Annotated in this window: 14 protein-coding genes; 4 read left to right on the top strand and 10 right to left on the bottom strand. The window is 57.9% G+C overall.

The window, feature by feature from the left end:
- Positions 1 to 56 precede the first annotated feature (56 nt).
- The 6 genes from tuf to DXH95_RS01495 all read right to left on the bottom strand — a co-directional run bounded on the left by tuf (position 57) and on the right by DXH95_RS01495 (position 6,040).
- Complete coding sequence (tuf, locus tag DXH95_RS01520; RefSeq protein ID WP_115547703.1) at positions 57 to 1,247, bottom strand: elongation factor Tu; 1,191 nt, start codon at positions 1,245 to 1,247, stop codon at positions 57 to 59.
- Between the two features lie 90 nt (positions 1,248 to 1,337).
- Positions 1,338 to 3,410, bottom strand: coding sequence for an elongation factor G (fusA, locus tag DXH95_RS01515; RefSeq protein ID WP_115547702.1), 2,073 nt, complete (start codon positions 3,408 to 3,410; stop codon positions 1,338 to 1,340).
- 108 nt (positions 3,411 to 3,518) lie between these two features.
- Entirely contained in the window at positions 3,519 to 3,989 is a 471-nt protein-coding gene (rpsG, locus tag DXH95_RS01510) for a 30S ribosomal protein S7 (protein WP_115547701.1), read from the bottom strand.
- Positions 3,990 to 4,006: 17 nt separating this feature from the next.
- Entirely contained in the window at positions 4,007 to 4,378 is a 372-nt protein-coding gene (rpsL, locus tag DXH95_RS01505; RefSeq protein WP_115547700.1) for a 30S ribosomal protein S12, read from the bottom strand.
- 229 nt (positions 4,379 to 4,607) lie between these two features.
- On the bottom strand, positions 4,608 to 5,495 hold the full coding sequence (locus tag DXH95_RS01500; RefSeq protein WP_115547699.1) for an alpha/beta hydrolase fold domain-containing protein: 888 nt from the start codon (positions 5,493 to 5,495) through the stop codon (positions 4,608 to 4,610).
- Between the two features lie 92 nt (positions 5,496 to 5,587).
- Positions 5,588 to 6,040 (bottom strand): ExbD/TolR family protein, encoded by a 453-nt coding sequence (locus DXH95_RS01495; RefSeq protein ID WP_115547698.1) that lies wholly within the window; start codon positions 6,038 to 6,040, stop codon positions 5,588 to 5,590.
- Between the two features lie 121 nt (positions 6,041 to 6,161).
- Between DXH95_RS01495 and DXH95_RS01490 the strand changes: the two genes are divergently transcribed.
- Both DXH95_RS01490 and DXH95_RS01485 read left to right on the top strand, forming a co-directional pair.
- A complete protein-coding gene (locus DXH95_RS01490; RefSeq protein WP_115547697.1) occupies positions 6,162 to 7,262 on the top strand; it encodes a DUF3667 domain-containing protein in 1,101 nt (366 codons plus the stop codon).
- Between the two features lie 3 nt (positions 7,263 to 7,265).
- Positions 7,266 to 8,903, top strand: a complete 1,638-nt coding sequence (locus DXH95_RS01485; RefSeq protein WP_115547696.1) for an alkaline phosphatase D family protein — start codon at positions 7,266 to 7,268, stop codon at positions 8,901 to 8,903.
- A gap of 7 nt (positions 8,904 to 8,910) precedes the next feature.
- Here DXH95_RS01485 and DXH95_RS01480 read toward each other — a convergent pair whose 3' ends face one another.
- A complete protein-coding gene (locus tag DXH95_RS01480) occupies positions 8,911 to 10,254 on the bottom strand; it encodes an alkaline phosphatase PhoX (RefSeq protein ID WP_115547695.1) in 1,344 nt (447 codons plus the stop codon).
- An 83-nt stretch (positions 10,255 to 10,337) separates the two neighbouring features.
- Here DXH95_RS01480 and gltX point away from each other — a divergent pair, with 83 nt between their 5' ends.
- Both gltX and ung read left to right on the top strand, forming a co-directional pair.
- A complete protein-coding gene (gene gltX, locus DXH95_RS01475) occupies positions 10,338 to 11,852 on the top strand; it encodes a glutamate--tRNA ligase (protein ID WP_220272232.1) in 1,515 nt (504 codons plus the stop codon).
- Positions 11,849 to 12,535, top strand: coding sequence for a uracil-DNA glycosylase (gene ung / locus DXH95_RS01470; protein WP_115547694.1), 687 nt, complete (start codon positions 11,849 to 11,851; stop codon positions 12,533 to 12,535). The genes gltX and ung overlap by 4 nt, the downstream gene beginning before the upstream one ends.
- A 3-nt stretch (positions 12,536 to 12,538) precedes the next feature.
- On the opposite strand, the gene DXH95_RS01465 is transcribed toward ung, so the two are convergent.
- The 3 genes from DXH95_RS01465 to DXH95_RS01455 all read right to left on the bottom strand — a co-directional run bounded on the left by DXH95_RS01465 (position 12,539) and on the right by DXH95_RS01455 (position 17,310).
- Positions 12,539 to 14,296 carry an AMP-dependent synthetase/ligase gene (locus tag DXH95_RS01465; RefSeq protein ID WP_115549335.1) on the bottom strand — a complete coding sequence of 586 codons (1,758 nt, stop codon included), beginning with the start codon at positions 14,294 to 14,296 and terminating at the stop codon, positions 12,539 to 12,541.
- A gap of 132 nt (positions 14,297 to 14,428) precedes the next feature.
- On the bottom strand, positions 14,429 to 16,195 hold the full coding sequence (gene ggt, locus DXH95_RS01460; protein ID WP_115547693.1) for a gamma-glutamyltransferase: 1,767 nt from the start codon (positions 16,193 to 16,195) through the stop codon (positions 14,429 to 14,431).
- Between the two features lie 71 nt (positions 16,196 to 16,266).
- Positions 16,267 to 17,310, bottom strand: coding sequence for a quinone-dependent dihydroorotate dehydrogenase (locus DXH95_RS01455; protein WP_115547692.1), 1,044 nt, complete (start codon positions 17,308 to 17,310; stop codon positions 16,267 to 16,269).
- Between the last annotated feature and the right edge of the window lie 15 nt (positions 17,311 to 17,325).

Here is a 17,325-nt window from a genome sequence, read left to right as displayed (position 1 = left end):
AATTCAATAAACCGCCCCGCCCGAATCAGAGAATCGGGCGGGATGCGCGGCCTATATTACTTCGTGATGGTGCTGACAACCCCAGAACCGACGGTGCGGCCACCTTCACGGATAGCAAAGCGCAGGCCCTGCTCCATGGCGATCGGCGCGATCAGCTTGACAGCGATCGTGACGTTGTCGCCAGGCATAACCATTTCAGTGCCTTCGGGAAGGATCACTTCGCCGGTCACGTCGGTGGTGCGGAAGTAGAACTGCGGACGATAGTTCGCAAAGAACGGCGTGTGACGGCCGCCTTCATCCTTCGACAGAACGTAGATTTCAGCCGAGAACTCGGTGTGCGGCGTAACCGAACCGGGCTTCGCCAGAACCTGGCCACGCTCAACTTCTTCACGGCCAACGCCACGGATCAGCGCGCCGATGTTGTCGCCTGCACGACCTTCGTCGAGCAGCTTGCGGAACATTTCAACGCCGGTAACGGTCGTCTTCTTGGTGTCCTTGATGCCGACGATTTCGACTTCTTCACCAACCTTGACGATACCGGTTTCGACGCGACCGGTCACAACGGTACCACGACCAGAGATCGAGAACACGTCTTCGACGGGCATCAGGAACGGCTTGTCAACCGGACGCTCGGGCTGCGGAATGGCGCTGTCAACAGCATCCATCAGCGCGATGATCGAGTTCTTGCCGATTTCGTCGTCACGGCCTTCAAGTGCGGCAAGTGCCGAACCCTTGACAACGGGGATGTTGTCGCCGTCAAAGCCATAGCTGCTCAACAGCTCGCGGATTTCCATTTCGACGAGCTCGAGGATTTCGGCGTCATCAACCTGGTCAACCTTGTTCATGTAAACGACCAGTGCAGGAACGCCAACCTGACGGGCAAGCAGGATGTGCTCGCGGGTCTGCGGCATCGGGCCGTCAGCCGAGTTCACAACGAGGATCGCGCCGTCCATCTGGGCAGCACCGGTGATCATGTTCTTCACATAGTCAGCGTGGCCCGGGCAATCGACGTGGGCATAGTGACGGTTGGCGGTTTCATATTCGACGTGTGCGGTCGAAATGGTGATGCCGCGCTCGCGCTCTTCGGGAGCCTTGTCGATGTTTGCGAAGTCAACAGCTTCACCGCCGTTGATTTCAGCCATGATCTTGGTGATCGCAGCGGTCAGCGTGGTCTTGCCATGGTCAACGTGACCGATGGTGCCGATGTTGCAGTGCGGTTTCGTCCGCTCAAATTTAGCCTTTGCCATTGTTCAAACCTTCTTCTGGATTAGGTGTCTTTTGATCAGTTTGGACGACGCCTGCTGAATCAGGCGCCGCCCTTAGTCCGTTCTTGCCAATCAGGCAAGCTTCTCTTTGACTTCGGCTGCGACGTTTGCCGGAACCTCGTCATAATGCGAGAAATGCATCGAGTAGTTGGCGCGTCCCTGCGTGAACGAACGCAGCTGGTTGACGTACCCAAACATGTTCGCCAGCGGCACCATGGCTTCGACAACCTGCGCATTGCCGCGGGTATCGGTGCCCTGGATCATGCCACGACGCGAGTTCATGTCGCCGATGACGTCGCCCAGATATTCTTCCGGAGAAACGACTTCGACCTTCATGATCGGTTCGAGAAGCTTGATGCCTGCCTTCTGCGCGGCTTCGCGCATACCGGCACGACCTGCGATTTCGAACGCCAGCGCCGATGAGTCGACATCGTGATAGGCGCCGTCATACAGTTCGATGTCAAAGTCGATGATCGGGAAGCCGATGAGCGAGCCGCTTTCGGCGGTTTCGCGCATGCCCTTTTCAACCGAGGGGATATATTCCTTCGGAATGTTACCGCCCTTGACCGCATCGGTGAAGGTGATGCCTGCACCACGCTCGCCCGGTGTTACCTTGAACTTGATGCGACCGAACTGGCCCGACCCACCTGACTGTTTCTTGTGGGTGTAATCGATGTCGACAGCGCGAGCGAGATATTCGCGGTATGCCACCTGCGGCGCGCCGACATTGGCCTCAACCTTGAATTCGCGGCGCATACGATCAACGATGATGTCGAGGTGAAGCTCGCCCATGCCCTTGATGATTGTCTGGCCCGATTCATGGTCGGTCGAAACGCGGAATGAGGGATCTTCAGCCGACAGGCGGTTGAGCGCGATGCCCATCTTTTCCTGATCAGCCTTGGTCTTGGGTTCAACCGACAGTTCGATAACCGGCTCGGGGAATTCCATGCGTTCGAGCACAATAGGATCGCGTTCGGCGCACAGAGTATCGCCGGTGGTGGTTTCTTTCATGCCAGCAAGCGCAATGATGTCGCCAGCAAAGGCTTCGTCAATGTCCTTACGCTCGTTCGCATGCATTTCGAGCATACGACCGACCTTTTCCTTCTTGTCCTTCACCGAGTTCAGGTAGGTGCCCTTGGTGAGCGTGCCCGAATAGATGCGGATGAAGGTCAGCGAGCCGACGAACGGGTCGTTCATCACCTTGAATGCCAGAGCCGAGAAGGACGCATCGTCGGCAGCCTTGCGGCTATCCTTTTCATCGCTGTCCATCTTCACACCCTGCACGTCAGGAATGTCGAGCGGCGAAGGCAGATAATCGACAACGGCGTCGAGCAGAGCCTGCACGCCCTTGTTCTTGAACGCGGAGCCACAAAGAACGGGAACGAACGACTGGTTCAACGTGCCCTTGCGGATCAACGCCTTCAGTGTTGCGACATCGGGTTCATTACCATCGAGATATGCTTCCATCGCGGCATCGTCCTGCTCGACAGCAAGTTCGATAAGCTTTTCGCGATATTCGGCAGCCTTGTCGGCCATATCAGCAGGAATTTCGATATATTCGAATTCTGCACCCAGGCTTTCATCTTTCCAGATGATGCCGCGGCTTTCGACCAGGTCGACCAGACCCTTGAAATCGCTTTCCGCACCGATGGGAAGATAGAGCACAGCCGGGGTCGCGCCCAGACGGTCGATGATCGTCTGCACGCAATAATAGAAGTTCGCACCGGTACGGTCGAGCTTGTTGATGAAGCACATCCGGGGAACGCCATATTTGTCGGCCTGGCGCCACACGGTTTCCGACTGCGGTTCAACACCGGCAACGCCGTCAAACGCAGCGACCGCACCGTCGAGCACGCGCAGCGAACGTTCAACTTCGATGGTGAAGTCAACGTGGCCGGGGGTGTCGATGATGTTCAGGCGGTGATCATTCCAGAAGCAGGTGGTGGCAGCCGAAGTGATCGTGATGCCACGCTCCTGTTCCTGCTCCATCCAGTCCATGGTCGCGGCGCCGTCATGGACTTCGCCGATCTTGTAGGACTTGCCGGTGTAATAAAGGATACGCTCGGTAGTCGTAGTCTTACCGGCATCGATGTGCGCCATGATGCCAAAATTGCGATATTTTTCCAACGGATGGCTGCGTGCCATGGTCTTCACTCCAGTGAGAGGGCCTTATCGCCCTATAGTTGCGGGGGCCGGTCAGAAACCAGCCCCCTAATTTGCGTTTGTGACGCTATCGTGGACTGGCTAGGCCAATTACCAGCGATAGTGTGCGAAGGCACGGTTGGCTTCGGCCATACGGTGCGTGTCTTCGCGCTTCTTGACGGCGTTGCCACGGTTGTTGGCAGCATCGAGAAGCTCACCCGAAAGACGGGCAGCCATAGTGGTCTCGCTGCGGTTGCGCGAAGCCGAAATCAGCCAACGGATCGCAAGCGCCTGCGCACGTTCCGGGCGGACTTCGCAAGGAACCTGATAAGTCGCACCACCAACACGACGGCTGCGGACTTCGATTCCCGGCTTTACGTTGTTCAGCGCATCATGGAAAAGCTGGACAGGGTCCTTCTTTGCCTTGGCTTCGACGGTTTCAAGCGCACCATAAACAATGCGCTCTGCAACGGATTTTTTGCCGTCAAGCATCAGGTTGTTCATGAATTTCGAAAGCACCAGATCACCAAATTTGGGATCGGGCAGGATGACCCGCTTTTCGGGACGACGACGACGTGACATTTTCTATTCTCCCGATCTTACTTAGGACGCTTCGCGCCGTATTTCGAACGCGACTGCTTGCGGTCCTTAACGCCCTGTGTGTCGAGCACGCCGCGCAGGACATGGTAACGGACACCGGGAAGGTCGCGAACACGACCACCGCGGATAAGCACAACGCTGTGCTCCTGCAGGTTGTGGCCTTCGCCCGGGATATAGGAAATGACTTCGCGCTGGTTGGTCAGACGGATCTTGGCAACCTTACGAAGAGCGGAGTTCGGCTTTTTCGGAGTCGTGGTATAAACGCGGGTGCAGACACCACGCTTTTGCGGGTTCTGATCCATTGCAGGGACCTTTGACTTGGCCTTCTGCGGGGTCCGGCCCTTGCGGACCAGCTGGTTAATCGTTGGCATATCTTCACCTTGAAAATAAGTTGGTTACTTTGCGCGACAAGACGATGCCTTTTAAGGGGCGCGGCGGAGGCTCAGCCTTGGTTCCGCCCGGCCTGTCGAACAATGTTCAGCCTATGTGGGTTTTCCTGTGGGCACGGAGAATCACTCCTCGCGCTTTTGGGAAGGCGGGCCATTAGCGGCAATGCATCTAACGGTCAAGCGTGAAGGAACGCTGCGTAACAGCAACTGGTCAGGTGCTGTTCCGCACTACAAACTCCGCCATCCGCGCCTGCGCCGCCCGGCTTTCACGCAGGAAGAAGATTGGCCAGTCGTGCATCATCCCGGTTTCCTCGACATAGTCGATTGAGGGCAGCTTGGCTTTCAACACCCGTGCATCGGGAACCAATATGTCGTCGCCGCCGCCGAACATCAGCATCGGTGGCAGGCCTTCCCAATCGCCGAACAGCGGACTGACCCTGGGGTCGCTGAGCGGCAAGTCACGGGCGTAGAGTTTGGCCGCGGCATGCGTGCCGCCTATGGTCAGCACACAATCGCGCGGTTCAATCGCCGGTTGGTCGGGATGTGAAACCGCCACGTCAAGCCAGGGGCAGATCAGGATAAGGCCCTTGGGCAGCAACCGTCCCTCATCACGCGCCGCCTGCGCTACCGCTGCGCATAGCCCGGCACCCGCAGAGTCCCCGCCCATAACAAAAGGCCCTGCCCTTTCTGGCGTGAACTCACGGTAAAACTTCATCGCCCAGTCAACCGCTTCTTCTGCAGATGCCTCGGGTGCCAGCGGATAGAGTGGCGCGGTGGTTACGATGCCGTGCTTTTCCGCCATATGGGCTAGGAATTGCCAATGGATGTCAACCGCCGGATAGACATAGCCGCCGCCGTGCCAATAGAGCATATGGCCCGCCACCGGCCGGTCACGCGGCGCGATGCGGAAGATCTTGCGCCCTTCATAGCTGCTTTCACGCACGTCGAGGCGTTTGCGCATTTTGGCATCGGGAAATTGCTGCTCGGCCCTGCTCTGTTCGATATTCTTGAGGAAATCCGGTCCATCCGAATAGCGTTTGCGCAAGCTGCCAGTCATCCGGAACAGCGAAGCGATCAGGCGTGCAGTCAGGCTTGGCATGGCAACTTCCCCTTTTATCCAGCGGGCAAAGTGCCGAAGAAAATCAAAAAGGCAAGCCGCAACACCATGCCGCTACGGCTTGCTCTAGCTCGTCAACTGTTGGAGGGCTTGCTCCACTGTTTGTAACGGCTGTTGCCGACAAAGCCGAGATTTTCGACTCCCGCTTCGTTCACCATCGCAATCAGCTGGTTGAAACGCTCATAGCGCGCATAGCCATCGGTTTCGATGCGAAGCGTATCCCCGGCGATCGCCAATGTGCGCAGCTTAGCTTGTAGCGCTGCGTCATCGACTATCGCCCCGTTCCAATGGGCAACCCCGTCGGATGTCACGACCAGATTCTGGATGGTCGGTGGCTTAGTAGTTGTAATCGGACCCGGCGGCGGCAGGTTGACGCTGGTCTGGTGCATGGCAACCGGAACCGCCAGGATCAGCATTACCAAAAGCACCAGCATCACATCGATCAACGGCGTGATGTTCATTTGAGAAAATGGAGTATCGCTCGGTTGATAACGAACGCGGTGGCGGAAATAGATAACTTCTCCCATATCGTCTCTCCTCTCAATTGACGATTAAGTGATGTTATATCATTATTGCTGCTTTGTCACGCAAATTGAATAAGCCGCACAGCGCCTTTGCAGCTTCGAATACAGGTGATACAGCCAGCCCATGTCGGGGGAATTGGATGCAGCCGGAACGGCTATCGAAGGCGCTTTGCTAGGGGCCGTTGTTGAGCCATCACAAGGCAGCGCAGGCACCAATCAAACAGGCACCTGCCTAAACTGTGGCGCGACTCTGGGCGGGCCCTTTTGCGCTTCATGCGGGCAGAAAGCGCAGGTGCACCGGACGCTGTCGGCAATCTGGCACGACATCCTGCATTCGGTGCTGCATTTCGATGGCAAGATGTGGCGCACGCTGCCCATGTTGCTGGTCAAGCCGGGCGAACTGACGCGGCGCTATGTCCATGGCGAGCGCGCGAAATTCGTCTCTCCAATGGCCCTTTTCCTGTTTTCGATTTTCCTGATGTTCGCGGTGTTCAGTTTCTCGGGCGGGTCTGCCGTGCAGAATAATTGGCAACGCGGCGCACAGGAAGAGGCGACCAGGCTGGACAAGGAAATTGCCGCAACTGAAGCCCGTCTGTCGCGGCCCGCTAAATTGAAGACGGGGGAAGCCAAGGAACTCTCGGCGAAACTGAACGAACTGAAAATGGAACGCAATGGCATCGCTTTCGCGACAACCGGCGCGCCGATTTATGACGAAGCAGGTGTCAGATCGAGTGACGGTGGAAAGCGCTGGTTGAGTTACAACAGCAAAGCCGAAACCGGCTGGCTTTGGCTCGATCAGACGCTCGACAAGGGCGCTAAAAAGATGGTGTCGAACCCCAGCCTCGCCTTTTACAAGCTGCAATCCAATGGCTATAAATTCGCTTGGCTGCTGATCCCGCTGTCCCTTCCTTTTGTCTGGCTGGTCACAATCGGCGTGCGCGGGCACCGCTTTTACGACCATGCAGTCTTCGCGACCTACTCGATTGCCTTCATGTCCTTGCTGTTTCTATCGATCACCCTGATGTCGCGCATCGGCCTCGACGACAGCTTTTGGGGGTTGGCGTTTGTTCTGATCCCGCCCATCCACATTTATAAACAGTTGCGCCATGCATACGGACTTTCGCGTGGAAGCGCGATGCTGCGAGCCAGCCTGTTGCTGCTGTTCATTGTCATCGTAGTTTCTCTTTTTGCGATGACATTGCTGTTTCTTGGCTTGTTAGGATAACCGATGACTGCGCATTTCGACCGCCGCCTGCTTCTGAAAACCGGTGTTTACGGGCTGGGCGCGCTCAGCCTTCCGGGGGGGGCGCTGGCGGCGATGCAGGCATCGCTGACGAAAGGCTTCAGCCATGGCGTAGCGAGCGGAGAACCCTTGCAGAATTCGGTGTTGCTCTGGACGCGCTTTGTCTCCGATCTGACGGAGACTAAATTGAAGGCAGAGATTAGCGAAACCCCTGACTTCCGCTCAATCATAGCGGGTGCGGAGACAGTGGCTGTTCCGGGCCGCGATTACACCGCAAAGGCTATCCTGAGCGGATTGGAGCCTGGCAAAGCCTATTATTACCGCTTCATCGCCCCCGATGGCAGCGTCTCCCCCATCGGCCAAACGCGCACCTTGCCCGAAGGCGGGATTGATCGATACCGGATGGCGGTTTTTTCCTGTTCGAACATGCCGTTCGGCTGGTTCAATGCCTATGCCCATGCGGCACAGGTCGGTGACTTTGACATAGCGTTGCACCTCGGCGATTATATCTATGAATATCAGCGCGGCGATTATCCTTCAGCCAAGGACACCGTCGCCGGACGCCTGATCGAACCGGCAAACGAGATTGTCAGCCTCGCCGACTATCGCCTGCGTTATGCCAGCTATCGCGCCGACCCCGACCTGCAGGCGATCCACGCCCGCGCGCCGATGCTGTGCATGTGGGACGATCACGAGTTCGCCAATGATGCCTATGCCGATGGCGCACAGAACCATCAGGCGAATGAAGGCGACTGGCAAACACGCAAGGCCGCCGCCGAGAAGGCCTATCGCGAATGGATGCCGGTGCGCGATCTGGATATGGGTGAACGCTGGACCGGCTATCGCATCGGCGATCTCGCCCAAATCTTCATGACCGAGAGCCGCATCGGTGCGCGGTCCAAGCCTGCCGAGTTGCAAATCCCCAAGGGCGCTGATCAGGCCGCGACGCTGGCGGCGATCAAGGGCTTTACCCAAGGCGATTGGCAAGCAACCGATAGGACGATGCTGGGGCAAGTCCAGGAAAGCTGGCTGAGCAGCGGATTCCAAAACAGCAAGGCGAAGTGGAATATCTGGGCGCAACAGACGATCATGGGAACGATCCTGCAGCCTGATGCCACAGTCGATTGGCTCGCCCCCGATGCGCCCGATTTCGCCAAGGCGCGCGTCCGTCGCGGCGCAATGGCTGCCAAGGGAGGAATACCGGCCAATCTCGACGCCTGGGATGGCTATCCCGCAGCACGCGCACGTGCGCTTTCCGCCGCGCAAAATTCAAAGGCTGACCTTGTCGTGCTAACCGGCGACAGCCACAATGCGTGGGCGTTTGATTTGAAACATGACGGCAAGTCGGCAGGCGTTGAATTCGCCGGCCAGAGCGTCAGTTCACCCGGCTTTGAGTCCTATTTCACCGGAGCCACTCCAGCGACAGTGGCCAAAGGCGTGATGGCACGCAACAAAGGTCTCAAATGGATGGACAGCAGCCGTCGGGGGTACATGATCGTCGAACTGACCCCGGCGCAAGCGACCAGCGAATGGCGCTTTGTCGAAACGGTGAAGGAACGCTCCCCGCGCCTGGCTGGACTGCACAGGATGGCAGCACAGCATGGAAAACGAAAGCTGGGCTAAAGCGGGCCTAGCTGGCCCGCACCCGCCCCCACGGCCCCGTAATGGCCAGCGTCATTGTCGGCCACATCAGGTTGACAAAGAAGGTCGATCCGTCGGGCGAAAAACAGGCGCCTGCAAATTCGGTTTGTACCCGGCTCTTTGCAAAGGTGTAGGCCTTACCGGCAGGGGTGATGCCGCGGAGGTGGTTGTCGACGATTTCGGTATACTGGTCTTCGCAGACCATGAGGTGACCGGTCGGCATTACGCAAAGGTTGTCGCCATAATTATAGGCAGCGGCATCGGTCGATTCGTAGAACAGATCGAGGCTGTCGGAAGCGCTGCCTATTCCGGGACGCAGGCGATAAATCTGACCATGCTTGATCGCGCCGCCATCGGTGCAGGTGAAATAAAGCTCATCTTCGCCCCACCAGATGCCCTCACCGCGCGCGAACAGGGTCGCCCCCTTCGCGGCACCGCGTTTGCGCAGATCGTCGTCGGGCGCCTCCGGATTATCGAGAGCGACCCAGCGCGGTGTGTAGGTCTTGCCACGCATTACGGCGGCTTCGCTCCAGTTGCGGCTGTCCGCGACACCGTCCAGTGCCAGTGCTTCCAACCGCCCGCCCTTGGCCAGCTCGCCTTTGGCATCGGGCAGGAAACGATAGAGCAAACTGTCGTCGCGATCTTCGGTCAGATAGACAATGCCGGTGCGCGGATCGACGCAGGCGGCCTCATGGTTGAAGCGCCCCATCGCCTTCAGCGGCACCGGTGCGACCAGCCCCATATGGCCGGACGGCACTTCGAAGATATAGCCATGATCCTTGCCTACGGTGTCGCCTGCACGTGTCACGTTTTCCTCACAGGTGAGCCAGCTGCCCCAGGGCGTGATGCCGCCCGCGCAGTTACGGATCGTGCCCGACAGGCTGAGCCATTGCTTTTCGACCTTTTGAGATTTCAGATCGTAGATCAGGGTCGTGGTTCCACCCGGCAGCGGCATGCCATCCTTGCCGCGATCATAGGCGGCGAAATCATCTGCCACCTTACCGGTGAACGGCCCGAAACGGGCATCGCGGATGTTGAGTTCATGGTTGCGAACCAGCGCGACCTTGCCCTTCCCCGCTGCAAATGCACCCATGCCGTCCCCGGCGCTCGGCACCAGATAGCCATCGTCCATGATGTTGCCGAAGCGCGAAATCACGCGGTAGGAAAAGCCCTTGGGCAAGTCTATCAGATTGTTCGGATCGCGGACCAAGGCACCATAGCCCGGCACTTCGCTACGCGCGGCGGGCGGGATCTGCGCGCAGGCCCGCTCGGCAATTCCCGCAAAGGCCAGGCTTCCGAGACCGAAATTGAAACTGCGGCGGCTAATTTGCATCTGATTGTCCTTTAGCTTTGTTTTGTTGTGCCGTTGAAGCGCAAAGATGACAAGACGGTTGCAGCTTGATAGAGGCCCGCCGCATGACTGAAATGACCAAGCCTGTCCGCACCCGTGTCGCCCCTTCACCGACCGGCGATCCGCATGTCGGAACTGCCTATATCGCGCTGATCAATTACTGCTTTGCCAAAAAACATGGCGGGCAATTCCTGCTGCGTATCGAGGATACCGATCAGGTGCGCTCGACGCGCGAGTCCGAAGAGAAGATCCTCGATTCGCTGCGCTGGCTGGGTTTGAGCTGGGATGAAGGCCCCGATGTCGGCGGCCCGCACGGCCCCTATCGCCAGTCCGAACGCAGCGCGATCTATACCGAGCATTGCAACCGCCTGCTCAATGATGGCCACGCCTTCAAATGCTATTGCACGCCCGATGAACTGGCGAGCATGCGCGCGCAGCAAATGGCCGCGAAACAGCCGCCCAAATATGATGGTCGCTGCGCCAAGCTGACCCAGGCCGAATGCGCCGAACGCGATGCCAAGGGCATGAGCCATGTCGTGCGCATGATGGTCCCGAACGAAGGCGTATGCGTGGTGCAGGATACGCTACGCGGGCCGATCGAGTTCGAATATTCGGTGGTCGACATGCAGGTGCTGATGAAGTCGGATGGCCTGCCGACCTACCACCTCGCCAATGTCGTCGACGATCACCTGATGGGCATCACCCATGTGATGCGCGGCGAGGAGTGGATTTCTTCCGCGCCCAAGCATCTGTTACTGTATCAATATTTTGGTTGGGAGCCGCCGGTGCTCACCCACCTGCCGTTGCTGCGTAACGCAGACCGGTCGAAGCTGTCAAAGCGCAAAAACCCGACGAGCATCCTCTATTACCAGCGTGCCGGATATCTGCCCGCCGCGATGCAGAACTTCCTCGGCCTGTTCATCAAGAGCGCGAGCGAGGAGGATGAGAAGACTTCGCTTCAGGAACTGATCGACGGCTTTGATGTGGCAAACATTTCGCTGGGCGGACCGGTGTTCGACACGTCGAAACTCGACTGGCTCAATGGTCGCTATATGCGTGAGGAACTGACGACCGAACAATTCCTCGGCGAAGTGCGTAAATGGGCACTTAATGACGAATATCTGCTGCCCATCGCCGAAATGGCGCAGAGCCGCATCGTCAAGCTCGGCGATCTGGGCGCGCTCGTTGCTCCCTTCTTCATGAACCGGATCGAAGGCATGACGGCTGAAAAGCTGCGCGACGGCGTGAAGATCGACGCAGACCAGCAGCGTGCAGCTTATACATTGGCGCTGCAGCAGTTCGACGCGATGATCGAATGGAACAAGGACGGCGTCGATGCCGCGCTGCGCAAGACGGCAGCTGCGCTCGAGATCAAACTGAAAGATATGATCCGCGCCTTCTACCTTGCCGTCCTCGGTGCGCCGCAAGGCGTGCCTTTGTTCGACGCGATCACCCATCTCGGCCGCGACATCCTGCGCGAACGTCTGCGCCATGCGATGGAATTGCTCGGCCCCGCTAGCAAGAAGGAAACCGAAGCCTGGACGGCTGCGCTGGCGAAGGCAGACGCTTCGGCCGAATGAGCGACAATATAGCCCTGCACGAAAGCTGGAAGGCACCGCTTCGGCCGGAGTTCGAAGCGGACTATATGGCGCAGTTGCGTTCCTTCCTGGTGGCCGAAAAAGCTGCGGGCAAACGGATTTTTCCGAAGGGTGCCGAATGGTTCCGCGCAATGGACCTGACGCCATTGGATAAGGTTCGGGTGGTGATCTTGGGGCAGGATCCCTATCACGGTCCGGGTCAGGCGCATGGGCTGTGCTTCAGCGTTAAGCCTGGCGTCCCGCCGCCACCGAGCCTTGTGAATATTTACAAGGAACTGCAGTCGGACCTGGGTATCGAACGACCGCGCCACGGTTTCCTCGAACATTGGGCACAGCAAGGCGTGTTATTGCTCAACAGCGTCCTCACCGTTGAGATGGCGAAAGCCGCCGCACATCAGGGCAAGGGCTGGGAACGCTTTACCGATGCGGTCATCCGGCTGGTCAACGCGCGAGAGGAACCCGTCGTCTTCCTGCTATGGGGTGCCTATGCCCAGAAAAAGGCGGCCTTTGTCGACACGACAAAGCATTTGGTGCTGAAGGCCGCACATCCCTCACCATTGTCGGCGCATAACGGCTTTCTGGGGTGTCGGCATTTTTCCAAGTGTAACGCGTTTCTGGAAAGCAAAGGCTTGCCGCCGATCGATTGGGCATTGCCGGAAGTCTGAGGACTACCCCTTATACATCCCGTCGACGCGATCCTTGTAACGCTCGCGGATCATATGGCGCCGGATCTTCATGCTCGGTGTCATTTCGCCATTTTCGATGGTGAAGGGTTCATCGGCAAATTCGAACTGACGGACCTTTTCGGTCACCGACAAATCCTTGTTGACCCGGTCAACCGCGGCCCGGACTGCCGCACGGAATTGGGGGTTGTCCTGCAGCTCGGCAAAATCATATTTCATTCCCTGCCCGCGCGCCCAATCGAGCGCCCATTCGGGATCGGGTACGATCAGGCCGACAATATAAGGCCGCTTGTCGCCTGAGACCATCGCCTGCAATATCTCAGGCTGCAGCGTCAGCATGCCTTCCACCTTTTGCGGCGCGACATTGTCGCCCTTGTCATTGACGATGATATCTTTCTTGCGGTCGGTTATCTTGATCCGGCCCTTTTCATCGAAATGGCCAATATCGCCCGTGTGCAGCCAGCCGTCCTTGATGACACGTGCCGTTTCAGCATCGTTGTTCCAATAGCCGAGCATCACCAGCTCACCGCGTACAAGAATTTCGCCGTCGTCGGCGATCTTTACCTCTACGCCTTTGAGCGGTGCGCCGACGGTGTCCATCTTGATCCCAGTCTTGGGCCGATTGCAGCTCACGACCGGACCGCTCTCGGTCTGGCCATAACCCTGCAAGAGTGTGATCCCCAATGACTGGAAGAACACGCCGATATCAGGGTTCAGCGGCGCGCCGCCCGACACCATCGCCTTCATCCGCCCGCCGAAACGCGCACGAATCTTGGGTTTCAGCGTGCGTGAAAGGATCGCGCGCATCGGCGCATCGCGGAAGCGTTTCTTGCCGCTATAATCACGCTCACCAATGGTCAGCGCTTTATCGAGCAAATAGCTCGGCACCTTGCCTTGCTTTTCGACCTGCTTGATCATGCGCGCACGCAGCACCTCAAACAGGCGCGGCACCACAACCATGATCGTCGGCTGGGTTTCCTCGATATTACTCGCGAGCTTTTCCAGACCCTCGGCATAATAGATTTCCGCGCCAACGCCGATGGGCAAAAACTGCCCGCCAGAATGTTCGTAAGCGTGGCTGAGCGGCAGGAAGGAAAGGAAGCGTTCGTTATCGAGGCCGAAATCCTCGCGCAGCACTTGTGCCGCGCCATCGACATTGCAGATGATCGAACCATGGTGCAGCATTACCCCACGCGGTGCGCCGCCGGTGCCGCTGGTATAGATGATGCAAGCGAGTTCGCGTCGGCCAACATGCGCCATTTCTTCGGTCAGTACCGCAACATCGGCATCGGTGCCCTGAACCAGATCGGCCCAATCATGATGCTTTTGCTGGCCACGTTGGGTGACTTTCAACGGCTCCATACCGATCACAAATTCACATTCGGAAGAACGGACAACGGCGGGCATCAGATGCTGGGCTAGCTTGGCGGTCGAAACAATCACCGCGCGTGACTGGCTGTTGTCCAATATGTGCTGGTGATCACGTTCGGTGTTGGTGATGTAGGTCGGCACCGTCACGCAACCGGCCGCCATGATGCCTAGGTCGGCTATGCACCATTCTGGCCGGTTTTCGGAAACCAGCATCACCCGGTCGCCTTTTTTCAGACCCATCGCCTTTAGGCTTTTGGCAAGCCCTGCAACGCGGCGCGCTGTTTCAGCCCAGCTGATTGTGCGCCATTCGTCGCCATGCTTGTAGCCAAGGAACGGCCGGTCGCCGCGCAATGCTGCGCGCGACAGGAACATGCTCACCAGATTGGGAACGGACTCAAAATCGTTGAAATTGTCAGCCACCAAAAACTCTCCCGGGGTGGTCCGTTTGCGGACTCATTTGACTTTCAAACGCTAGCGCTGCCGATTGCACTAGGCAAGACTCGGTCAGCCTACGCTGGCGGCGGGTGCTGCATCTTTCGCTTTGTCGCCATCGACCAATATTTGCTTTCCTTTGGCATCAACCGCAACCGCCGTACCTTCGCTGCGCGGATCTGCGGCACCCGTCCATTTACCGTCGACAAGCTGGACGCCATTGACCTTCGATCCCAGATCAGCAGGCTGCACCTGCTGTCCATAAGACGCAATCATATCGAGCGCGTTGGCCAAAGCGGTGTTCTCCTCCACCAACAAAGATCCGCCGCCAAAATAGATATTGGGCAACGCAATCGCATCTTTCAGTGGAAGGCCGAAATCGATGACGCCAATCAGCGTTTTGGTGACGTGCATGATGATGCGCTTGCCACCTGCAGAGCCAAGCGCCAGCACCGGCTTTCCGTCGCGATCAAAAACGACAGTCGGAGCCATTGATGACAAAGGCCGCTTTCCGCCCTCGACCCGATTGGCAACCGGCGCGCCATCCTTTTCGGGCGCAAATGTGAAGTCGGTCAGTTCATTGTTCAGGAAAAAGCCGCCTGCAATCAACTGGCTGCCAAACGGTCCTTCGATGGTTGAGGTCATGTTGGCAATGCTGCCTTTGCCGTCGACGGCGGAAAAGTGGGTCGTTCCCGCGACTTCGCCCGAAATGGCCGCCGTGCGCGGCATCGCCCCAGGGGGGCTGCCCGCCGGATAATCAGTACGCGCCTTGGCTGGATCGATGAGCGCGGAACGCTCAGCCAGATAGGCTTTGTCGATCAGGCCAGCGACCGGAACCTGGACGAACGATGCGTCGCCAAGATATTTTTCGCGGTCTGCATAAGCGAGCTGCATCGCCTGCCCGATCAGATACCAGCTCTTCGGGTCATCCTTGCCCATAGCCTTCATGTCGAAGCGCTCAAGCGAGCCGAGGATTTGCACCACTGTGGTCGCGCCCGAGGAGGGTGGCGCCATACCACACACCACATACACCCGATACGGGGCGCAGACGGCATTTTGCTCAACTGCCTTGTAGGCGGCAAGATCGGCGAGCGTCATATCGCCCGGCGCGACGGGACTCTTGGTGACGCTATCGACGATGCTGTTGGCTAACGCGCCGGTGTAAAATGCATCAGGGCCCTTTTTCGCAATCAGCTTCAGGGTCTTTGCCAGTTCGGGATTGCGCAGCGTCTTACCCGCCTTGGCAGGTTTACCATCAATCCAGTAGATGGACTTCGCCGTCTCAAATTTCGGCCACAAACGCTCGATCATTGCCAGACGCGATTCGAGCGTCTGGTTCACGACAAAGCCTTTCTCGGCAAGCCGGATCGCAGGCTTGAATATATCTGCCCATTTGAGCTTACCCCATTTGCGGTGCGCCTCTGCCATCAATCGGATGTTGCCGGGAACGCCCACAGACTTGCCGCCTGGAAATGCCTGCAAGAAAGGCAGCGGTTTGCCATCGGCATCGGTAAAGCGTTGGGGAGTCGCCGCAGCAGGCGCAGTTTCGCGGCCATTAATCGTGCTGATCGTCGAGGATTTGGCGTCATAATGCACCAGGAAACCGCCGCCACCGATTCCGCTCGATTGCGGTTCGACGACAGTCAGGGCGAGCATCATCGCCATCGCAGCATCCGCCGCAGAGCCACCTTTCGCCAGAATTTCAGCTCCGGCTGCAGTGGCCCGCGGATCGGCAGAAGTGGCGATTGCTGGGCTGGGATCGGTCGCCTTGGCCAAAGTGGACGAAGGCGAAGCGGATAGTGCAGCAAAGGCGGCAAGCGACAACAGAATTCTCTTCATCCAACTACCTCTAGCCAAAGTCGTCAGCGGCGCAATGCGATTGTCACTTGGCCGAATTGTTCCGCACGAACCTAGCACACAGGAACATCGACACCGACAGCATCAGAGACTGAGGTAAATCCATCGCGCTTCAGCAATCGCGCAAGCCCGCGGTTTATCTTGTCGGCAAGGGTCGGCCCTTCATAAACCAGCGCGCTGTAAAGCTGCACCAGCGAAGCCCCTGCGCGGATTCGGACATAAGCATCCTCTGCAGATGCAATCCCGCCTACCCCGATAAGCGGGATTTTGCCCCCGCTCGCGCGGCGGAAGTCGATCAACCGCTGATGCGCCAAATCACGCAGCGGCGCACCAGAAAGCCCACCGCTCTCATCTCGGTAGCGCGACTTAAGCGGCGGACGGCTTATCGTCGTGTTACTGACAATGAGCGCGGCGATGCCATATTTTGAAACCGACTGGCAAATGTCGGTCACATCGGCAGGCTTTAGATCAGGAGCTACCTTCAGGAAAACCGGCTTTCCATGAGGGGCAGCCTCCACCACTTTGCTGAGCAAATCGTCCAATGCCGCCTTGTCCTGCAGCGCGCGCAAGCCCGGCGTATTCGGGGAACTGATGTTGACCGTAACATAGTCGGCAAGCGGCCCCAGCCGACGCAGTGCGACCACATAGTCGGATATGCGATCGGCGCTGTCTTTGTTCGCTCCGATATTTATGCCGATGCGGCCCGGGAGCCGGGAAATATCCATGCGGGACAGACGCTCGGCAACCTTTTCCATGCCATCATTGTTAAAGCCCATTCGATTGATGACCGCGCGATCCTCGACAAGTCGGAACAAGCGTGGCTTTGCGTTTCCATTCTGAGGCATTGGCGTTACCGTGCCCAGTTCCACAAACCCAAAGCCTAGACCAAAGGCTGACGCGCCAATTTCGGCATTTTTATCATATCCTGGCGCGAGCCCTATCGGATTGGGAAAATCCAATCCGGCCACTTTGGTCGCGAGCGCTTTGTCAACGTAACAAGACAGCGACGGCATCACGCCTAGAGCGGCAATCGACAATCGGTGCGCCGATTCGGCATCGATTCGGAATATCAACGGACGTAACAAGGAATAGAGCATGCCTCCGCTATGACA

The organism is Sphingorhabdus pulchriflava, assembly GCF_003367235.1.
GTDB classification, from domain to species: Bacteria; Pseudomonadota; Alphaproteobacteria; order Sphingomonadales; family Sphingomonadaceae; genus Sphingorhabdus_B; species Sphingorhabdus_B pulchriflava.
Note: the sequence above shows the minus strand (reverse complement) of the source record. Positions and strands in the feature narration are given on the sequence as shown.